This window comes from Streptomyces sp. DSM 106670 (assembly GCF_055792845.1).
The window spans coordinates 3,146,532-3,161,164 of sequence record NZ_CM147704.1; the positions used below are offsets into that span (position 1 = coordinate 3,146,532).

A 14,633-nucleotide genomic window follows, 5' to 3' on the forward strand; every position below is an offset into this window, starting at 1 on the left:
GGGTCACACCTTCTCTGTGCGGCGGTCGCGGATCCGGGCGGTTCTTCGTACGTGGGCGCGGAGCAGGTCGTGGATGCGGTACGGGCCCGGCGGGCCGTCCTCCAGCAGTCCGGCGTCGGCGAGTTGCTCCCGTACGGCTTCGGGAACGGGGCCCTCGTCCTCGGGGCCCCGGTCGGCGAGCAGCTCCGGCGGGCCCTGGGCGAGATGGGCGAAGGCCTCCGACAGCCGGGGGTCGAGGCGGTCGAGCGCCCGGTCGAAGAGGCCGGTGACCGAGTGGTCCGGGGAGTCGGTCAGGGTGAGCCGGGCGAGCGGGTCGTCGCCCAGCCAGTCGACGGCGTCGGCGAGCCGCAGCCCCGGCCGGGTCAGCAGCCGGGCGGTGAGGATGCGCAGGGCGGCGGGGAAGTGGCCGCACAGGGCGGCGAGTCGACGGGCGGCGCGGGGCTCGGCCTCCACCCGCTCGGCGCCCAGGGTGGCCAGCAGCAGGGCGTACGACTCGGCGTCGGTGAAGGCGGTCAGCCGCTGCACCCAGCCGCCGTGGGTGGCGATGAGCCCGCCGAGCCCCATCCGGCTGGTGACCACGACGGCGGGCTCCGGCCCGTCGGCGGAGACCGGCGGGAGCAGCGGGCGCACCTGGTCGGCGTCGACCACGTCGTCCAGGATCAGCAGGACCCGCCCTTCGCCCGACTCCCGCAGCGCGAGCGCCACGTCGGCGGCCACCTCGTCGGCCGTGCGGGGTTCGCCGTCCGCGCGGGTCATCCGGACGAGCAACTGCCCGGCGGGGAAGGCGTCCCGGACGAGCCGGGCGACATGCTGGGCGAGCGCCGACTTGCCGATGCCGGGTGCGCCGGACACCAGGACGGTGAGCGGCCGGTGGTCCTCGGGGCCGGCGGCCGCGGGTGCGGTGAGGCGGGCGGCCAGGGCGGCGGTCTCGGCGGTCCGCCCGGTGAAGTGCGGCACGGCCGGCACGGGCCCGACGCCGGATGCGGCGGCCGGGGCGAGCGCCGCGCCACCGGCCGGGGCGATTGCGGACGCGCCGCCGGCCGGGACGGCGGCCGCCGGGGTCGTGACCGGAACGGCCATGGACGCGGTCGGGGCCACGGCGGGGGCGGCGGCCGGGAGCGGGACGGTCTCGCCCCGGATGACGCGGGAGGCCCCGGGCCCGGCGGAGCCCAGGTCCTCGCCGCGCAGGATGGACAGTTCGAGGCGGCGCAGCGAGGGCGAGGGGTCCACGCCCAGCTCCTCCAGCAGGAAGCCCTTGACCCTGCGGTACTCGGCGAGGGCCTGGGACTGGCGTCCGGTGCGGTAGAGGGCCTCGATGAGCTGTTCGTGGAAGCGTTCGTGCCCGGGATATACGCGCGTAGCGGTCCACAGGTCGACGAGCGCCTCACCGCAGCGCCCGAGCCCCAGCAGCAGGTCGCAGACCCGCTCGACCGCGCGCAGCCGCTCCTCCGCGAGCCGGGGCACCTCGTCGCGGTGCAGGACCTCGGACCGTACGTTGGCGAGCAGCGCGCCCTGCCAGAGCGCGAGGGCGTCCCTGAGCGCGTGGAGCTCCGCCTCCGGGTCCCGGTCCAGACCGGCGGCCCGGCGCACCTGGTCGCGGAAGCCGAGGAGGTCCAGGGTGGGCGGTGCGGCGGTGATCCGGTAGCCGCCGGGCACGGCTTCGATGGCGGTGCCGGTGACCCCGTGCTTGGCGAACAGCCGGCGCAGCCGCAGAACGCAGGTCTGGAGGGCGGCCCGGGCGGTGGCGGGCTGCTCCTCGCCCCACACCGCGCGCTGCAAGTACTCGGCGGAGACCGTGGAGTTGGCGTTCAGGAGGAGGGCGGCGAGCAGGTTCGCGGGCTTGGAGGGCTGGAGGACGACGGTGTCGGGTCCGTCCGCGAGGGCCAGCGGCCCCAGCAGCTGGAACCGCATCACGCTCGGCACCTCTAGTCCCAGCCGTTGACCAGCTTGCACACCCGAACGGGCGGGGAATCCGGGGGAAGTTGGCCGATGACGTCCGCCAACTCCGTACAGATCACGCGGGTGATGTCGTCGGCGGCGGGCGGGTGGCCGGTGGGCGTGGTGGCCGATGCGGTGCCGGTGGAGAGGGTGAGGGCGGCGAGGGCGATCCCGGTGACGAGGGCGGCGGCTCTGGCCGGGCGGCGCTGCTTCTGCGCGAGCGAAGACCTGGACACGTGTTCCCCTTCGACGGTGGCGTCGGAGCCGGGGGTTCCTCCCGGCACGGACGACGATGCCAGCGCGGAACGCGCCACGAGAGAGGCGGCGGTGTCAGCTTGCTGCACGGGGTCCCGCGGCCGTGTGCAGCAAGTTGACACGGTTCGCCGTGACCGTCCGGCCGGAGCGGGGAACGGGGGGCGAGGAAAGAGCCGTCGGCACCGGGGCCGGGGAACGGGTCGGCCCCGGGACGTTTGGAGGAACGTCCCGGGGCCTGCCGGTCATCCTACGGTGACGCCCGCAGGGTCATCGCCGTCGGGCCACGGTGACGCCCGAGGGGCTGCCGTCACCGGGCGGGACGGGGGTCATCCGTCCGTCGCGATGGCGTTGAGGACGTTCATCCGGCCCGCCCGGAAGGCCGGGACGAGAGCGGCGAACAGTCCGACGAGGGCGGAGCAGGCGAAGACCGTGAGGATCGTCGGCCACGGGATCTCCAGGACCTCCAGGCCCTCCAGCGCCAGCAGCTTCTGCGCCGCCGTGCCCCAGCCCATCCCGAGTCCGAGTCCGAGCAGCGCCCCGAAGAGGGCGATGACCACGGACTCCAGCCGGATCATGCGGCGCAGCTGGCGGCGGGAGAGCCCGATGGCGCGCATCAGGCCGATCTCGCGGGTCCGCTCGACCACGGACAGGGCGAGGGTGTTCACCACACCGAGCACCGCGACGATGATCGCCAGGGCGAGCAGACCGTAGACGATGTTCAGCAGCTGGCCGATCTGGTTCTTCAGGTCTTCCTTGAAGTCGGCCTGGTTCTGCACCTTGTAGACCGGGTATTCGGCCATCGCGCTCTTGAGGGCCGCGTACGCCTCCTTCTCCTTGCCCTCCTCCGCCTTGCCGAACATCGCCACGTTCTGCGGCATCTTGTCGGCGGGGACGTAGGAGGCCGCGGTGGTGAGGTTGGTGTACATCGCGCCGCGGTCGATGTTGGTGTCGTCGGAGGTGACGGCGGCGACCTTCAGCTTCGCCGTCCCACCCGCCTTGAACGCGACGGTGAGGGTGTCGCCGACCTTGACCCCGTGCTTCTCGGCGTAGTCCTCGCCGACGGACATGGCGTCCTTGCCGTACGCCTTCGAGAGGTCGCCGGAGAGCGCGGTGCGGCGGACGTCCTGCTGGTACGTCGGGTCGGCGGCGGTGATGCCGTCGTCCTCCGTCGTGCCGTTCGGGGCGGTGATCCTCGCCTTGACGAAGGTGTAGTCCGTCATGTGCTCCAGGCCCGGCACGGCGTTCAGCGCTTCGGCGGCCTGCGGCACGATCGGCCGCCCGGCGCCGCTGTCCTGGACGATGAAGTCCGCGCCGACCGACTTGTCGAGCTCCTCGGTGGCCGAGGCGACCATGGAGGACCCGACGACGGACAGGCAGGCCACCAGGGCGAGCCCGATCATCAGGGCGGCGCCGGTGGCTCCCGTACGCCGGGGGTTGCGCAGGGCGTTGCGCTCGGCCAGCCGGCCGACCGGGCCGAAGAGCCGCAGGACGACGACGCTCAGCCCGCGCACCACCACACCGGCCAGCAGCGGGCCGATCACGATGAAGCCGATGAGGGTCAGCAGCACGCCGAGGGCGAGGAACATCGAGCCCTCGGTGGCCTTGTCGGCCTGGGTGGTCGCCCACAGGGCGGTGCCGCCCGCCGCGGTCAGGAAGAGGCCGATACCGGCCCTGACCCAGCCGGACCGGCCGTCGGCAGGGGTCCCGGCGTCGCGCAGGGCGGCCATCGGGGAGACCTTGCCGGCCCGGCGGGCCGGGATGTACGCGGCGAGGACGGTGACGATGACGCCGAGCGCCAGGCCGAGCGCCGGGGTCGTCCAGGCGACGGTGAGGTCCCTGGTGGACAGCTCCATGCCGACGGCGCCCATCAGCTTCATCAGCCCGACGGCGAGGCCGACACCGGCCGCGACGCCGAGGACGGAGCCGACGATGCCGAGGAGGACGGCCTCCACCAGCACGGACCGGTTGACCTGCTTGCGGCTGGAGCCGATGGCCCGCATCAGGCCGATCTCGCGGGTCCGCTGGGCGACCAGCATCGAGAAGGTGTTGACGATGAGGAAGATGCCGACGAGGAAGGCGATTCCGGCGAAGCCGAGCATCGCGTACTTCATGACGTCCAGGAAGGCGCCCATCTCGTTCTTGTTGGCGTCGGCGGCCTCCTGCTGGGTCTGGAGCTTGTACGCGGTGGTGTCGCCGAGGGCGGCGGCCACGTTCTTCTTGAGCTGGGCGTCGCTGACGCCGCTCCCGGCCGTCACCAGGATCTGGTTGAAGACGTCGGGGGCGCCCAGCAGGTGCTTCTGCGCGGTGGCGGTGTCGAGGTAGACGACGGCCGCGCCCGGGTTGGTGACGGTGAAGGACGCGATGCCGCTGATCTTCGCCCGGAGGTCACCGGTGGCGGCGATGGTGCGCAGCTCGTCGCCGATCGCGAGCTTGTGCTTCTTCGCGGTGTCGGCGTCGACCATCACCTCGGTGGGACCGCGGGGCGCGTGCCCGGAGGTGATCTCCATCGAACGCAGGTCGTTCTCGGTCCAGTTGCTCGCGATGGTGGGGGCGCCGGTGTCGGAGCCCATGTTCTTGTTGTCGCGGTCGACGACGGTGACCGCCATGGAGAAGGCGGAGCCCTCGGCCCGCTCCACCCCGTCGGCCTTCTCGACCTGCTGGATCACGGAGGCGGGCAGCGAGACGGGCTTGCCGTTGTCGGGCTGCTCGCCGTCGTCGGCCGCGCTCTTCGGGCTGACGGTGACGTCGGGCGAGGAGATGGTGAAGAGCTTGTCGAACGTGGTGTTCATCGTGTCGGTGAAGACGAGCGTGCCGCAGACGAACGCCACGGACAGCAGCACCGCCACGGCGGAGAGAGCCATCCGGCCCTTGTGCGCGAGGAAGTTGCGCAGTGAGGTCTTCCAGATGGTCATGACGTCCGCCCACGGGCGTCGAAGTGCTTCATGCGGTCGAGGACCTGCTCGGCGGTCGGGTTCTGCATCTCGTCGACGATGGAGCCGTCGGCGAGATACAGCACCCGGTCCGCGTAGGAGGCGGCGACGGGGTCGTGGGTGACCATCACGATGGTCTGGCCCAGCTCGTCGACCGACTTGCGGAGGAAGGACAGGACTTCGGCCCCGGCCCGGGAGTCCAGGTTGCCGGTGGGCTCGTCGCCGAAGATGATCTCCGGCCGGGCGGCGAGCGCCCGGGCGACGGCGACGCGCTGCTGCTGACCGCCGGAGAGCTGGGTCGGGCGGTGCTTGAGGCGCTCGGCGAGGCCGACGGTCTCCACGACCTGCTGGAGCCAGGCGGCGTCGGGCCTGCGGCCCGCGATGTCCATCGGCAGCGTGATGTTCTCGATCGCGTTGAGCGTCGGAAGCAGGTTGAACGCCTGGAAGATGAACCCGATCCGGTCGCGCCGGAGTTGGGTGAGCTTCTTGTCCTTCAGCTGGGTGATCTCGGTCTCGTCGAGGAAGATCTCGCCCGACGTCACCGTGTCGAGCCCGGCCAGGCAGTGCATCAGGGTCGACTTGCCGGAGCCGGACGGGCCCATGATCGCCGTGAACTGCCCGCGGGCGATGTCCACGTCGACATGGTCGAGCGCGACGACCCGGGTCTCTCCGGTGCCGTACGCCTTCACGACCTGCCGCGCTCGCGCCGCGACGGCCGTACGCCCTCCAGTGCCCCCGTGCCTGGGAATGGTCACAGCCGTTGTCACGGTATTTCTCCTATGTCGGTCGATGGCTGGGCGTCGTCGGCTACGTTCCGAGTCTGGGTTCCGGACGGTGTCCGGCGCGATGGTGCTCAGCGCAGTCTTCGGGTGGGGTTTTCCCCACCCGCCCCCCTGCGGTGGGCCGTAGCGGCGACGTAAGAAGAGGTTAAGGAAATGCCCCCTGCCGCCACGTCCTCCGCCGGGAGGAACGGGCCCTGGCCCCTTTGCGGGGGCGCCCCCTAGGGGTCTCGTCCGCCGGGCGGAGGCGAGGTCAGGGGCACGGTTCGGCCCGGCGGGGCGGCGGGCGGCGCGGCGGCCGGAAGGGTCGGCGAACCGGAGCCGAGAGGTCCGCCGGAGACCCCTTCCGCACCCTGCCGTTCCGCCGCCCCCGCCCGGCGCCGTTCCGGTGGACCCTCCCCTTCCGGGGCTCCCGGATGAGACAGTGCCCCGGGAGATACGTGCATAGGGAAGGAAACCCGGTGAGCGGCACGGACGGCGGCGGAAAAAGCGGCACAGGCGATACGGGGGCGCAGGCGGGTGACAGCGCGGGCCCCGCCCCGGGCGGCCGGAGCGCCGCGCCGCCCGCCCTCACCACGCCCCGCGGCCGCCGCCCCGTCGTGGCGGCGCTCATGCTCGGCATGGCGCTGGCCGCCATCGACGGCACCATCGTGTCCACCGCCGTCCCGCAGATCGTCGGCGACCTCGGCGGCTTCACCGTCTTCTCCTGGCTCTTCTCCGGCTATCTGCTGGCCGTCACCGTCACCCTCCCCCTGTACGGGAAGCTCTCCGACACCTTCGGCCGCAAGCCGGTCCTGATCGCCGGGATCATCCTGTTCCTGGTCGGCTCGGTCCTCTGCGCGGCCGCCTGGAACATGGCGGCGCTCATCGCCTTCCGGATCGTCCAGGGCCTGGGCGGCGGCGCGCTCCAGGGCACCGTCCAGACCATCGCGGCCGACCTCTACCCGCTGAAGGAACGCCCGCGCATCCAGGCGAAGTTGTCCACGGTGTGGGCCACCTCGGCGGTGGCCGGACCGGTGGTGGGCGGGCTGCTCGCCGGATACGCGGACTGGCGGTGGATCTTCCTGATCAACCTCCCGGTCGGCGCGGTCGCCCTCTGGCTGGTCGTCCGCCACCTCCACGAACCGGCCCGCCCCCGCCCCGCCGCCCGGCCCAAGGTCGACTGGGCGGGCGCGCTGGCCGTCTTCGCGACCGGCGCCCTGCTGCTCACGGCGCTCGTGCAGGGCGGCGTCGCCTGGCCCTGGCTGTCGGCGCCCTCGCTCGGCCTGTTCGGGATCAGCGCGGTGCTGGCGGCGCTGACCGTCGTCATCGAGCGGCGGGCGGCGGAGCCGATCATCCCGGGCTGGGTGTGGCGGCGGCGCACCATCGCCTCGGTCAACCTGGCGCTCGGCGCGATGGGCCTGCTGATGGTCGCGCCGACCGTCTTCCTGCCCACGTACGCCCAGTCGGTGCTGGGCCTCGGCCCGATAGCCGCCGGGTTCGTGCTCTCGGTGATGACGCTGAGCTGGCCCGTATCGGCGGCCCTGTCCGACCGGGTCTACAACCGCATCGGCTTCCGGCTCACCGCGATCATCGGCATGAGCTGCGCCCTGCTGATCCTGCTGGCCTTCCCGCTCCTCCCCTATCCCGGCGCGCCCTGGCACCCCGCCCTGCTGATGCTGCTGCTCGGCGCGGCCCTCGGTCTGTTCCAGCTGCCGCTGATCGTGGGCGTGCAGTCGACGGTCGGCTGGGCGGAGCGCGGTACGACGACAGCCTCCGTCCTCTTCTGCCGCCAGGTCGGCCAGAGCATCGGCGCGGCGGTCTTCGGGGCCGTCGCCAACGGCGTCCTGGCCGCCCGCCTCCTGGACGCCCCGGTGACCGGCCTCCCCGACGACCTGGACGCGGTGTCGCGCGCCCTGGAGGACCCGGGCGCCCTCTCGGCGGCGGCGACGGACTATCTGCGCCGGGCGGTCGACGCGGCGGTGGACCACGTCTACATCGGGGCCGCCGGAGCCACGGCCCTGGCCCTGCTCGCCCTGATCACCCTCGCCCCGCGCCGCTTCCCGGTCATCACCGAGACCCCGGGTGACGCCGACGACCCGGAGCGGAGATCATTGACCGCTACGTGAACCCGCCGGACCCGAGGACGACGATGACACCGCTGCCTTTCGGCGACGACCGGGCCGACAGGCCCGCCGAGACCGCCAAACCCGGCCAGCTCGACCGGGAGGCGGTGGACCGCTTCTGCGGGATCTGGGCCGACACCGGCTACAACGACCCGGCGGACGAGCACTACGTCCTCTTCGACGGCTACACCCTCGACGAGGACCCCGAAGCCCGCGCCGAACTCCTGAGGCTGGTCGGAATCCTCGGGCTGGAGCACGTCGACAACCCTCCGGGCGCGGCGGCCGGCGAGGTGTGGGTCCGTACGGACCCCCGCATCGACGCCGAACTCGGGAACTGGGCATAGCCTGGGCACATCGTCAGCCGATCGCTCGGGCCGCAAGCACCGGAGAACACCTCATGAGGATCCACGTGACCAGCGTCTTCGTCCACGACCAGGACGAGGCCCTGCGCTTCTACACGGACGTGCTGGGCTTCGAGAAGAAGCACGACGTACCGCTCGGCGGCGAGAACCGCTGGCTGACCGTGGTCTCGCCGGACGACCCCGACGGCACCGAGCTTCTGCTGGAACCCGACAAGCACCCCGCCGTGAAGCCGTACACGACGGCCCTGTTCGCCGACGGCATCCCGGTCGCCTCCTTCCGCGTGGACGACGTCCACGCGGAGTTCGACCGGCTCGGCAAGCTCGGCGTCCGCTTCACCCAGGAGCCGCTGGACATGGGCCCCGTCGCCACCGCCGTCCTGGACGACACCTGCGGCAACCTGATCCAGATCATGCACAGCTCCTGATCCATCGGTATATCGGGTCGCGTGAGCCGGCCGACCGCTGGCACGCTGCCGCCATGGACCACGCGGAAGCACTCCTCATCGGAGGACGGGCCGGTGTCGGCAAGACGACGGTGGGGTGGGAGGTTTCGGCGCTCCTGCGCTCCGAGGCGGTCGCCCACACGGTCATCGACGGCGACTTCATGGGGCAGGTTCATCCGGCTCCGGAGGACGACCCCCGCCGCACGAAGATCACCGAGAGCAATCTGACCGCCGTGTGGGCGAACTTCGCCCGGCTCGGCCACCGACGCCTGATCTACACGAACACCATGAGCGTGCTGCCGGAGACGACGGGCATGTTCGAGCGCGCCATGGGGTCCGGGGTGGGGCTCGTCCGCGTCCTGCTCACCGCCTCCGACGCCACCGCCCGCGAGCGGCTGACAGGACGGGAACTCGGCTCGGAGCTGGAGCACGAGCTGCGGGCGAGCCTCCGCAAGGCACGGCTCCTGGACCAGCGGGCCCATGCGAACACCGTGCGCGTGGCGACGGACGGACGGCTCGTCACGGACATCGCGCGCGAGGTGGTCGCCGCCACCGGCTGGACCGGGCCCCGGCCCGCCGGCGGTCCGTGATCACGCCTGTTCCCGGACCGCGTCGGCGGGCGGGCCGGCCGCCACCGCCGCCGCCGCTCTACGTCGACTCCGCTTCAACATCGGTTCCGCTTCGAGGTCTTCCTGTTTACTGGTGTCATCACCCCTTTACCGGCCCCATTCCGGATCAATAGGCGGCACCCGGCACATGCGAATGACCCGACGAGGATTTTCGGATTGACTGAAAAAGATTCCTCCACTCGGGTCATTCCGCTCCACAGTCGGCACCGCCGACCGACGACGAGCAGCATGAAAGCGCCTGTCAGCACGGGATTCCGCTTCCCGATTACCACAACATCACTGGCCCACCGCCGCTTCTCGACAAAATCACTCTGCCTACGGACTATGCCGCTCACCGGATCATCCGGTGCATCAGGATGTCTACGATGAGGTCGCTCCTTGCCGGGAAACGGTCGGTTCCGCTTTCCCCCGAATCACCAAGGTGATCTGCACCTTCTCGGAGCGGCCGCACACCTTCTGCTCGGTAGAACTGAGGGACCGCATCCATGGCAAAACCCGTACCAGCCAGTCAGCGGCGGCAGTCGAACGCACCGAGGCCGGCGATAGCACCGCTTGTGACCGTGTTGTCGGTGAGCGCCGTCGCCGGAGCCGTAGCAGTGCTGCTGGCCCCTTCGGCGGCGCGCGGCTGGGCTGCGGTGGTGGTGACCGTCGCCTGGGTGGTTCTGGCCCTCGCGCTCGCCGCCGCCCACCAGGTCACGCGGCGGACGCTGCGCACGGCCGCGACGCAGACGGCCGAGGCCGAGCGGCTCAAGGCCTCGCTGACCGCCCTCGAAACGGACACGGCGCACACCGCGGACGTCGCACTGCCCGCGCTGATCAGACTGGTACGCGGCGGCTGGAAGGCGGCCGACGCCCTCGGTCAGGTTCCGCTGCCGCGCAGCCCGCGGCAGCGGAAGCTGCTGCACGTCCTCGCGACCACGGTCGAGGAGCAGGAGCGGCAGACCGCCGCGCTGCGGACCGAGAGCACCCGATTCCGCGCGGAGGCCGAGGCGTTGGCCGCGCAGCTCCGCGAGGAGCTGCACACCCTGACCACCGAGGTCGAGCGCTTCGGCCGCGAGACGCTGCCGACCGTCACCACCAAGCTCCGTGAGGGCGAGTCCGGCGCCGGCGTGCGGGCCGAGGTGCAGCTGCCCGAACAGCCGGTCCTGCGCGGGCCGTTCGAGGACGTGATCCGGGAGCTCGCGCTCAGCGAGCGCCGCGCTCTCGCGGCCACGACCGCGTCGGCCAAGGCGCTCAGCCGCGTCCAGGCGAAATCCGTCAGCATGCTGGCTGACCTGCGCGGCATGCAGGAACGTCACAGCGAAGAGGTGTTCGGCGATCTGCTGAAACTGGACCACAGCACCTCGCAGCTCGGCCTGATGACGGACCGGCTGGCGCTGCTGATGGGCGGGCGGCCAAGCCGCGCCTGGAACAAGCCGATCGTCATGGAGAGCATCCTGCGCGGCGCGGTCGGCCGGATCGCCGCCTACCAGCGCGTGCGGCTGCACTGCTCCTCCAGCGTCTCCATCTCCGGCTTCGCCGCCGAAGGCGTCATGCACCTGCTCGCCGAACTGATGGACAACGCCGCCAACTTCTCGCCGCCCATCGACGAGGTGCACGTCTACGTCGAGGAGCGCGGCACCGGCATCGTTGTCACCATCGAGGACAGCGGTCTGAAGATGGCGGACGCGGCGATGCGGCGGGCGGCGGACTCCGTCGCCGGGCGGATGACCGACCTGGCGACCCTCCAGGGCACGCGCCTGGGCCTCGCGGTCGTGGGGCGGCTCGCTCTCAAGCACCGGATCAGCGTCAACTACCGGCCGTCCTCGCGCGGCGGCACCGGTGTGGTCGTCCTGCTGCCGAGGCATCTGATCGCGCAGGAACCCCGCGAGAACCAGCAGGCGCTGGGCCACCACGCGGCCGCCACGCCCGCAGCGGCGACATCAGCTCCTGCCCCCGCCACGACCGCCACCGCCCCGGCACCGGCTCCCGCGCCCGTGTCGCCGTCCGTGGCGCCGCCCGTGCCGGGAGCCGTGCCCGAGACCGGTCCGGAACCCGTCGCGCCCGCCGCGCACGCCGCCGTACCGCCGTCACCGGCCCCGCTGCCCGCGCCATCGCCCACGCCCGTCACGGCGGAGGAGCACTTCGTGGTCCGGCCGCGGCGCGAGCCCGAGTCCGAGCGCGGTGCCGCCCGGCCGGCGGCGACCGGCTCCACCCCCGGCGGCCTGCCCGTACGCACACCCGGCCGCACCATGGCGGAGGCGGACCGGGAGCGCGGCCGTCATCGCGGCGCGCCCGCCTCTCCGGCGGTGCCGCGCGGTGACACTCCACGGACCTCGCCGCCCCGCAGCGCGGGCGACCAGTTCGGCGCCTTCCACCGCGGCCGGAAGTCCCCGGGCGCGTCCGGAGGGCCGGACAGCCCGACCGCACCGCCGCCCTCCGCTCCGTAACCCGGAACGCACCTCCGTACGGTGTCCGGCCCACCGGACGCGATCCGCTCGCCAGCTCGCTCGAACATCCGAGATTGGAGGTACGGGCCCTCGGCCGGTCCCCCCGGCGCCACGGTCCCGTCACTCATCATGCAGACCACAGACAACAGCCTCACCTGGCTCCTGCAGAGGCTGCTGGAGCAGACCCCGGGAACGCGGCACGCCCTGGCCCTGTCGCGCGACGGGCTCAAGCTCTGCTGGACCGAGCACCTCACCCTCGACCAGGCCGATCAACTGGCGGCGATCTGCTCGGGCATGCAGGCGCTCGCGCAGGGCGCGTCCATCGAGTTCGGTGACGGATCCGGCGGCGTACGGCACTCGATGACGGAGTTCCACGGCGGCCTGCTCTTCATCGTCGAGGCCGGTGAGGGCGCGCACCTCGCCGTCGTCGCCACCGAGGACGCCGACCCCACCGTGGTGGGCCACCAGATGACGCAGATGGTCGAGCAGATCGGCGAACACCTGCGCGCCGCACCACGCGGCGAGGCGCGAGGGAGCGGGTCATGACCCTGCGCCCCGTCGACACCGGCGACCCCGACCGGCTCTACACGGTCACCGGTGGACGCAGCCGCTCCGCGGACTCCTTCGACCTGGTGACCCTCGTGGTCAGCGAGTCCCGGCCGACCGCCGGAATGCAGTCGGAGCACGCGCGGATCCTCGAACTGTGCCGCCACCCGACCGCCGTCGTCGAGATCGCCGCCGAACTCTCGCTGCCCGTCACCGTGGTGCGCATCCTGCTCGACGACCTGCACGCCATGGGCCGCATCACCGCCCGCCATCCGCGTACGGCCGCATCGCCCAGCGCGCTCCCCGACTCCGAACTGCTGAAGGAGGTGCTCCATGGGCTCCGTAAGCTCTGAGCTGCCGGGCGAGCGCACACCGCTGGCCGACGCCGCGGAAACCGGCCTGAAGATAGTCGTCGTCGGAGGATTCGGCGTCGGCAAGACCACGCTCGTCCGCTCGGTGAGCGAGATCCGGCCGCTGAACACCGAAGAGGTCATGACCCAGGCGGGCGTCGGCGTCGACGAGACGGACGGCGTAGACGCCAAGACGACCACCACGGTCGCCTTCGACTTCGGCCGCATCAGCCTCAACGAGCGCATCGTGCTGTATCTGTTCGGCGCTCCGGGCCAGGAGCGCTTCTGGTTCCTGTGGGACCGGCTGTTCTCCGGCACGCTCGGCGCGGTGGTCCTCGTGGACACCCGGCGGATGGACGACTCGTGGTACGCGATCGACCGGCTGGAACACCACGGCACCCCGTTCGTGGTGGCGGTCAACCGCTTCGACGACGACCACGCCCACTCGCTCGACGAGATCCGCAAGGCCCTGGCGCTGCCCGAGCACATCCCGATGATCGACTGCGACGCCCGGGTGCGGCGGTCCAGCAAGAACGTACTGATCACGCTCGTCGACCATCTGCGCACGATGGCCATCGCCCGGGAGACGACACCATGAGCACGTCCAGCCCTTCCTTCGATACCGGTGCCAACACCGGCTGCCCGGTCGCCCCCGGTGCGGTGCGGCTCTCCGGCGCCTCCTACCAGCAGACGCCCACGGAGCTCTACCGCTCGCTGCGGCGGGAGCACGGCGCGGTGGCGCCGGTCCTGCTCGACGGCGACGTTCCGGCCTGGCTGGTGCTCGGCTACGCCGAACTGTCCTACGTCACCACCCACGACGAGCTGTTCGCCCGGGACTCGCGTCGCTGGAACCAGTGGGACAGCATCCCGCCGGACTGGCCTCTGCTGCCGTACGTCGGCTACCAGCCGTCGGTGCTGTTCACCGAGGGCGACGAGCACCGGCGCCGGGCCGGGGTCATCACCGAAGCGCTGGAAGGCATCGACCAGTTCGAGCTGGCCCGCGACTGCCGGCGCATCGCCGACCAGCTCATCGCGGAGTTCGCCGGAAGCGGCCGCGCCGAGCTGATGAGCGACTACGTCCACGCGCTGCCGATGCGGGCCGTGGTCCAGATGTGCGGCATGCCGGTCTCGGGCGCGGACACCCAGCAGCTGGTGGACGATCTGCGGATCTCGCTCGACGCCGGTGAGGGCGACGACCCGGTGGCGGCGTACGGACGCGTCGGCGAGCGGCTGCGCCAGCTGGTCAAGGACAAGCGGGCGGACCCCGGGCCCGATGTCACCTCGCGGATGGTGACGCACCCGGCGGGCCTCGCGGACGAGGAGATCGTCCAGGACCTGATCTCGGTGATCGCCGCGGCCCAGCAGCCCACCGCGAACTGGATCTGCAACACGCTGCGGCTGCTGCTGACCGACGAACGCTTCGCGGTGAACGTCTCCGGCGGCCGGCTCAGCGTCGGCGAGGCGCTCAACGAGGTGCTGTGGCTGGACACTCCGACGCAGAACTTCATCGGCCGCTGGGCCGTACGGGACACCCAGCTCGGCGGGCGGCACATCCGGGCGGGCGACTGCCTGGTCCTGGGGCTCGCCGCGGCCAACACCGACCCGGAGATCTGGCCGGAGTCGTACGTCGGCGCGGAGAACTCCGCCCATCTGTCGTTCAGCGGCGGCGAACACCGCTGCCCCTACCCCGCCCCGCTGCTGGCCGATGTGATGGCCCGTACGGCGGTGGAGACGCTGCTGGAACAGCTGCCGGACCTGATGCTGGCGGTGGAGCCGGCGGAGCTCGCCTGGCGGCCGTCGATCTGGATGCGCGGACTGTCGGCGCTGCCGGTGCAGTTCAGCCCGATGGCGCAGTAGCAGTAGCGGC

Annotated in this window: 13 protein-coding genes; 9 read left to right on the forward strand and 4 right to left on the reverse strand. The window is 72.0% G+C overall.

The window, feature by feature from the left end; genetic code table 11:
* Positions 1 to 3: 3 nt before the first annotated feature.
* The 4 genes from ACSMXR_RS13875 to ACSMXR_RS13890 all read right to left on the reverse strand — a co-directional run bounded on the left by ACSMXR_RS13875 (position 4) and on the right by ACSMXR_RS13890 (position 5,890).
* Positions 4 to 1,911, reverse strand: a complete 1,908-nt coding sequence (locus ACSMXR_RS13875; protein ID WP_473172379.1) for an AfsR/SARP family transcriptional regulator — start codon at positions 1,909 to 1,911, stop codon at positions 4 to 6.
* 14 nt (positions 1,912 to 1,925) lie between these two features.
* Complete coding sequence (locus ACSMXR_RS13880; RefSeq protein WP_381851445.1) at positions 1,926 to 2,174, reverse strand: hypothetical protein; 249 nt, start codon at positions 2,172 to 2,174, stop codon at positions 1,926 to 1,928.
* A 345-nt stretch (positions 2,175 to 2,519) separates the two neighbouring features.
* Positions 2,520 to 5,105, reverse strand: a complete 2,586-nt coding sequence (locus tag ACSMXR_RS13885; protein ID WP_473171984.1) for an ABC transporter permease — start codon at positions 5,103 to 5,105, stop codon at positions 2,520 to 2,522.
* Positions 5,102 to 5,890 carry an ABC transporter ATP-binding protein gene (locus tag ACSMXR_RS13890; RefSeq protein ID WP_137234299.1) on the reverse strand — a complete coding sequence of 263 codons (789 nt, stop codon included), beginning with the start codon at positions 5,888 to 5,890 and terminating at the stop codon, positions 5,102 to 5,104. The genes ACSMXR_RS13885 and ACSMXR_RS13890 overlap by 4 nt, the downstream gene beginning before the upstream one ends.
* A 473-nt stretch (positions 5,891 to 6,363) precedes the next feature.
* Between ACSMXR_RS13890 and ACSMXR_RS13895 the strand changes: the two genes are divergently transcribed.
* From ACSMXR_RS13895 to ACSMXR_RS13935, 9 genes are all read left to right on the forward strand, one after another.
* Positions 6,364 to 8,010: an MFS transporter gene (locus ACSMXR_RS13895; protein WP_473171985.1), complete on the forward strand. Its 1,647-nt coding sequence runs from the start codon at positions 6,364 to 6,366 to the stop codon at positions 8,008 to 8,010.
* A 23-nt stretch (positions 8,011 to 8,033) separates the two neighbouring features.
* Positions 8,034 to 8,351, forward strand: a complete 318-nt coding sequence (locus tag ACSMXR_RS13900; RefSeq protein ID WP_473171986.1) for a hypothetical protein — start codon at positions 8,034 to 8,036, stop codon at positions 8,349 to 8,351.
* A gap of 53 nt (positions 8,352 to 8,404) precedes the next feature.
* Positions 8,405 to 8,794: a VOC family protein gene (locus tag ACSMXR_RS13905; RefSeq protein ID WP_218526144.1), complete on the forward strand. Its 390-nt coding sequence runs from the start codon at positions 8,405 to 8,407 to the stop codon at positions 8,792 to 8,794.
* Positions 8,795 to 8,847: 53 nt separating this feature from the next.
* A complete protein-coding gene (locus ACSMXR_RS13910; protein ID WP_376184094.1) occupies positions 8,848 to 9,402 on the forward strand; it encodes an ATP-binding protein in 555 nt (184 codons plus the stop codon).
* A 524-nt stretch (positions 9,403 to 9,926) separates the two neighbouring features.
* The gene (locus ACSMXR_RS13915; protein WP_473171987.1) at positions 9,927 to 11,870 is read left to right on the forward strand and encodes an ATP-binding protein; all 1,944 of its coding nucleotides are present in this window, start codon (positions 9,927 to 9,929) and stop codon (positions 11,868 to 11,870) included.
* A 129-nt stretch (positions 11,871 to 11,999) separates the two neighbouring features.
* On the forward strand, positions 12,000 to 12,416 hold the full coding sequence (locus tag ACSMXR_RS13920) for a roadblock/LC7 domain-containing protein (RefSeq protein ID WP_103508449.1): 417 nt from the start codon (positions 12,000 to 12,002) through the stop codon (positions 12,414 to 12,416).
* Entirely contained in the window at positions 12,413 to 12,769 is a 357-nt protein-coding gene (locus ACSMXR_RS13925; protein WP_381851458.1) for a DUF742 domain-containing protein, read from the forward strand. The genes ACSMXR_RS13920 and ACSMXR_RS13925 overlap by 4 nt, the downstream gene beginning before the upstream one ends.
* Complete coding sequence (locus ACSMXR_RS13930; RefSeq protein WP_103508447.1) at positions 12,750 to 13,364, forward strand: GTP-binding protein; 615 nt, start codon at positions 12,750 to 12,752, stop codon at positions 13,362 to 13,364. The genes ACSMXR_RS13925 and ACSMXR_RS13930 overlap by 20 nt, the downstream gene beginning before the upstream one ends.
* The gene (locus ACSMXR_RS13935) at positions 13,361 to 14,623 is read left to right on the forward strand and encodes a cytochrome P450 (protein WP_473171988.1); all 1,263 of its coding nucleotides are present in this window, start codon (positions 13,361 to 13,363) and stop codon (positions 14,621 to 14,623) included. Before ACSMXR_RS13930 ends, ACSMXR_RS13935 begins: the two co-directional genes overlap by 4 nt.
* The last annotated feature ends 10 nt before the right edge of the window (positions 14,624 to 14,633 follow it).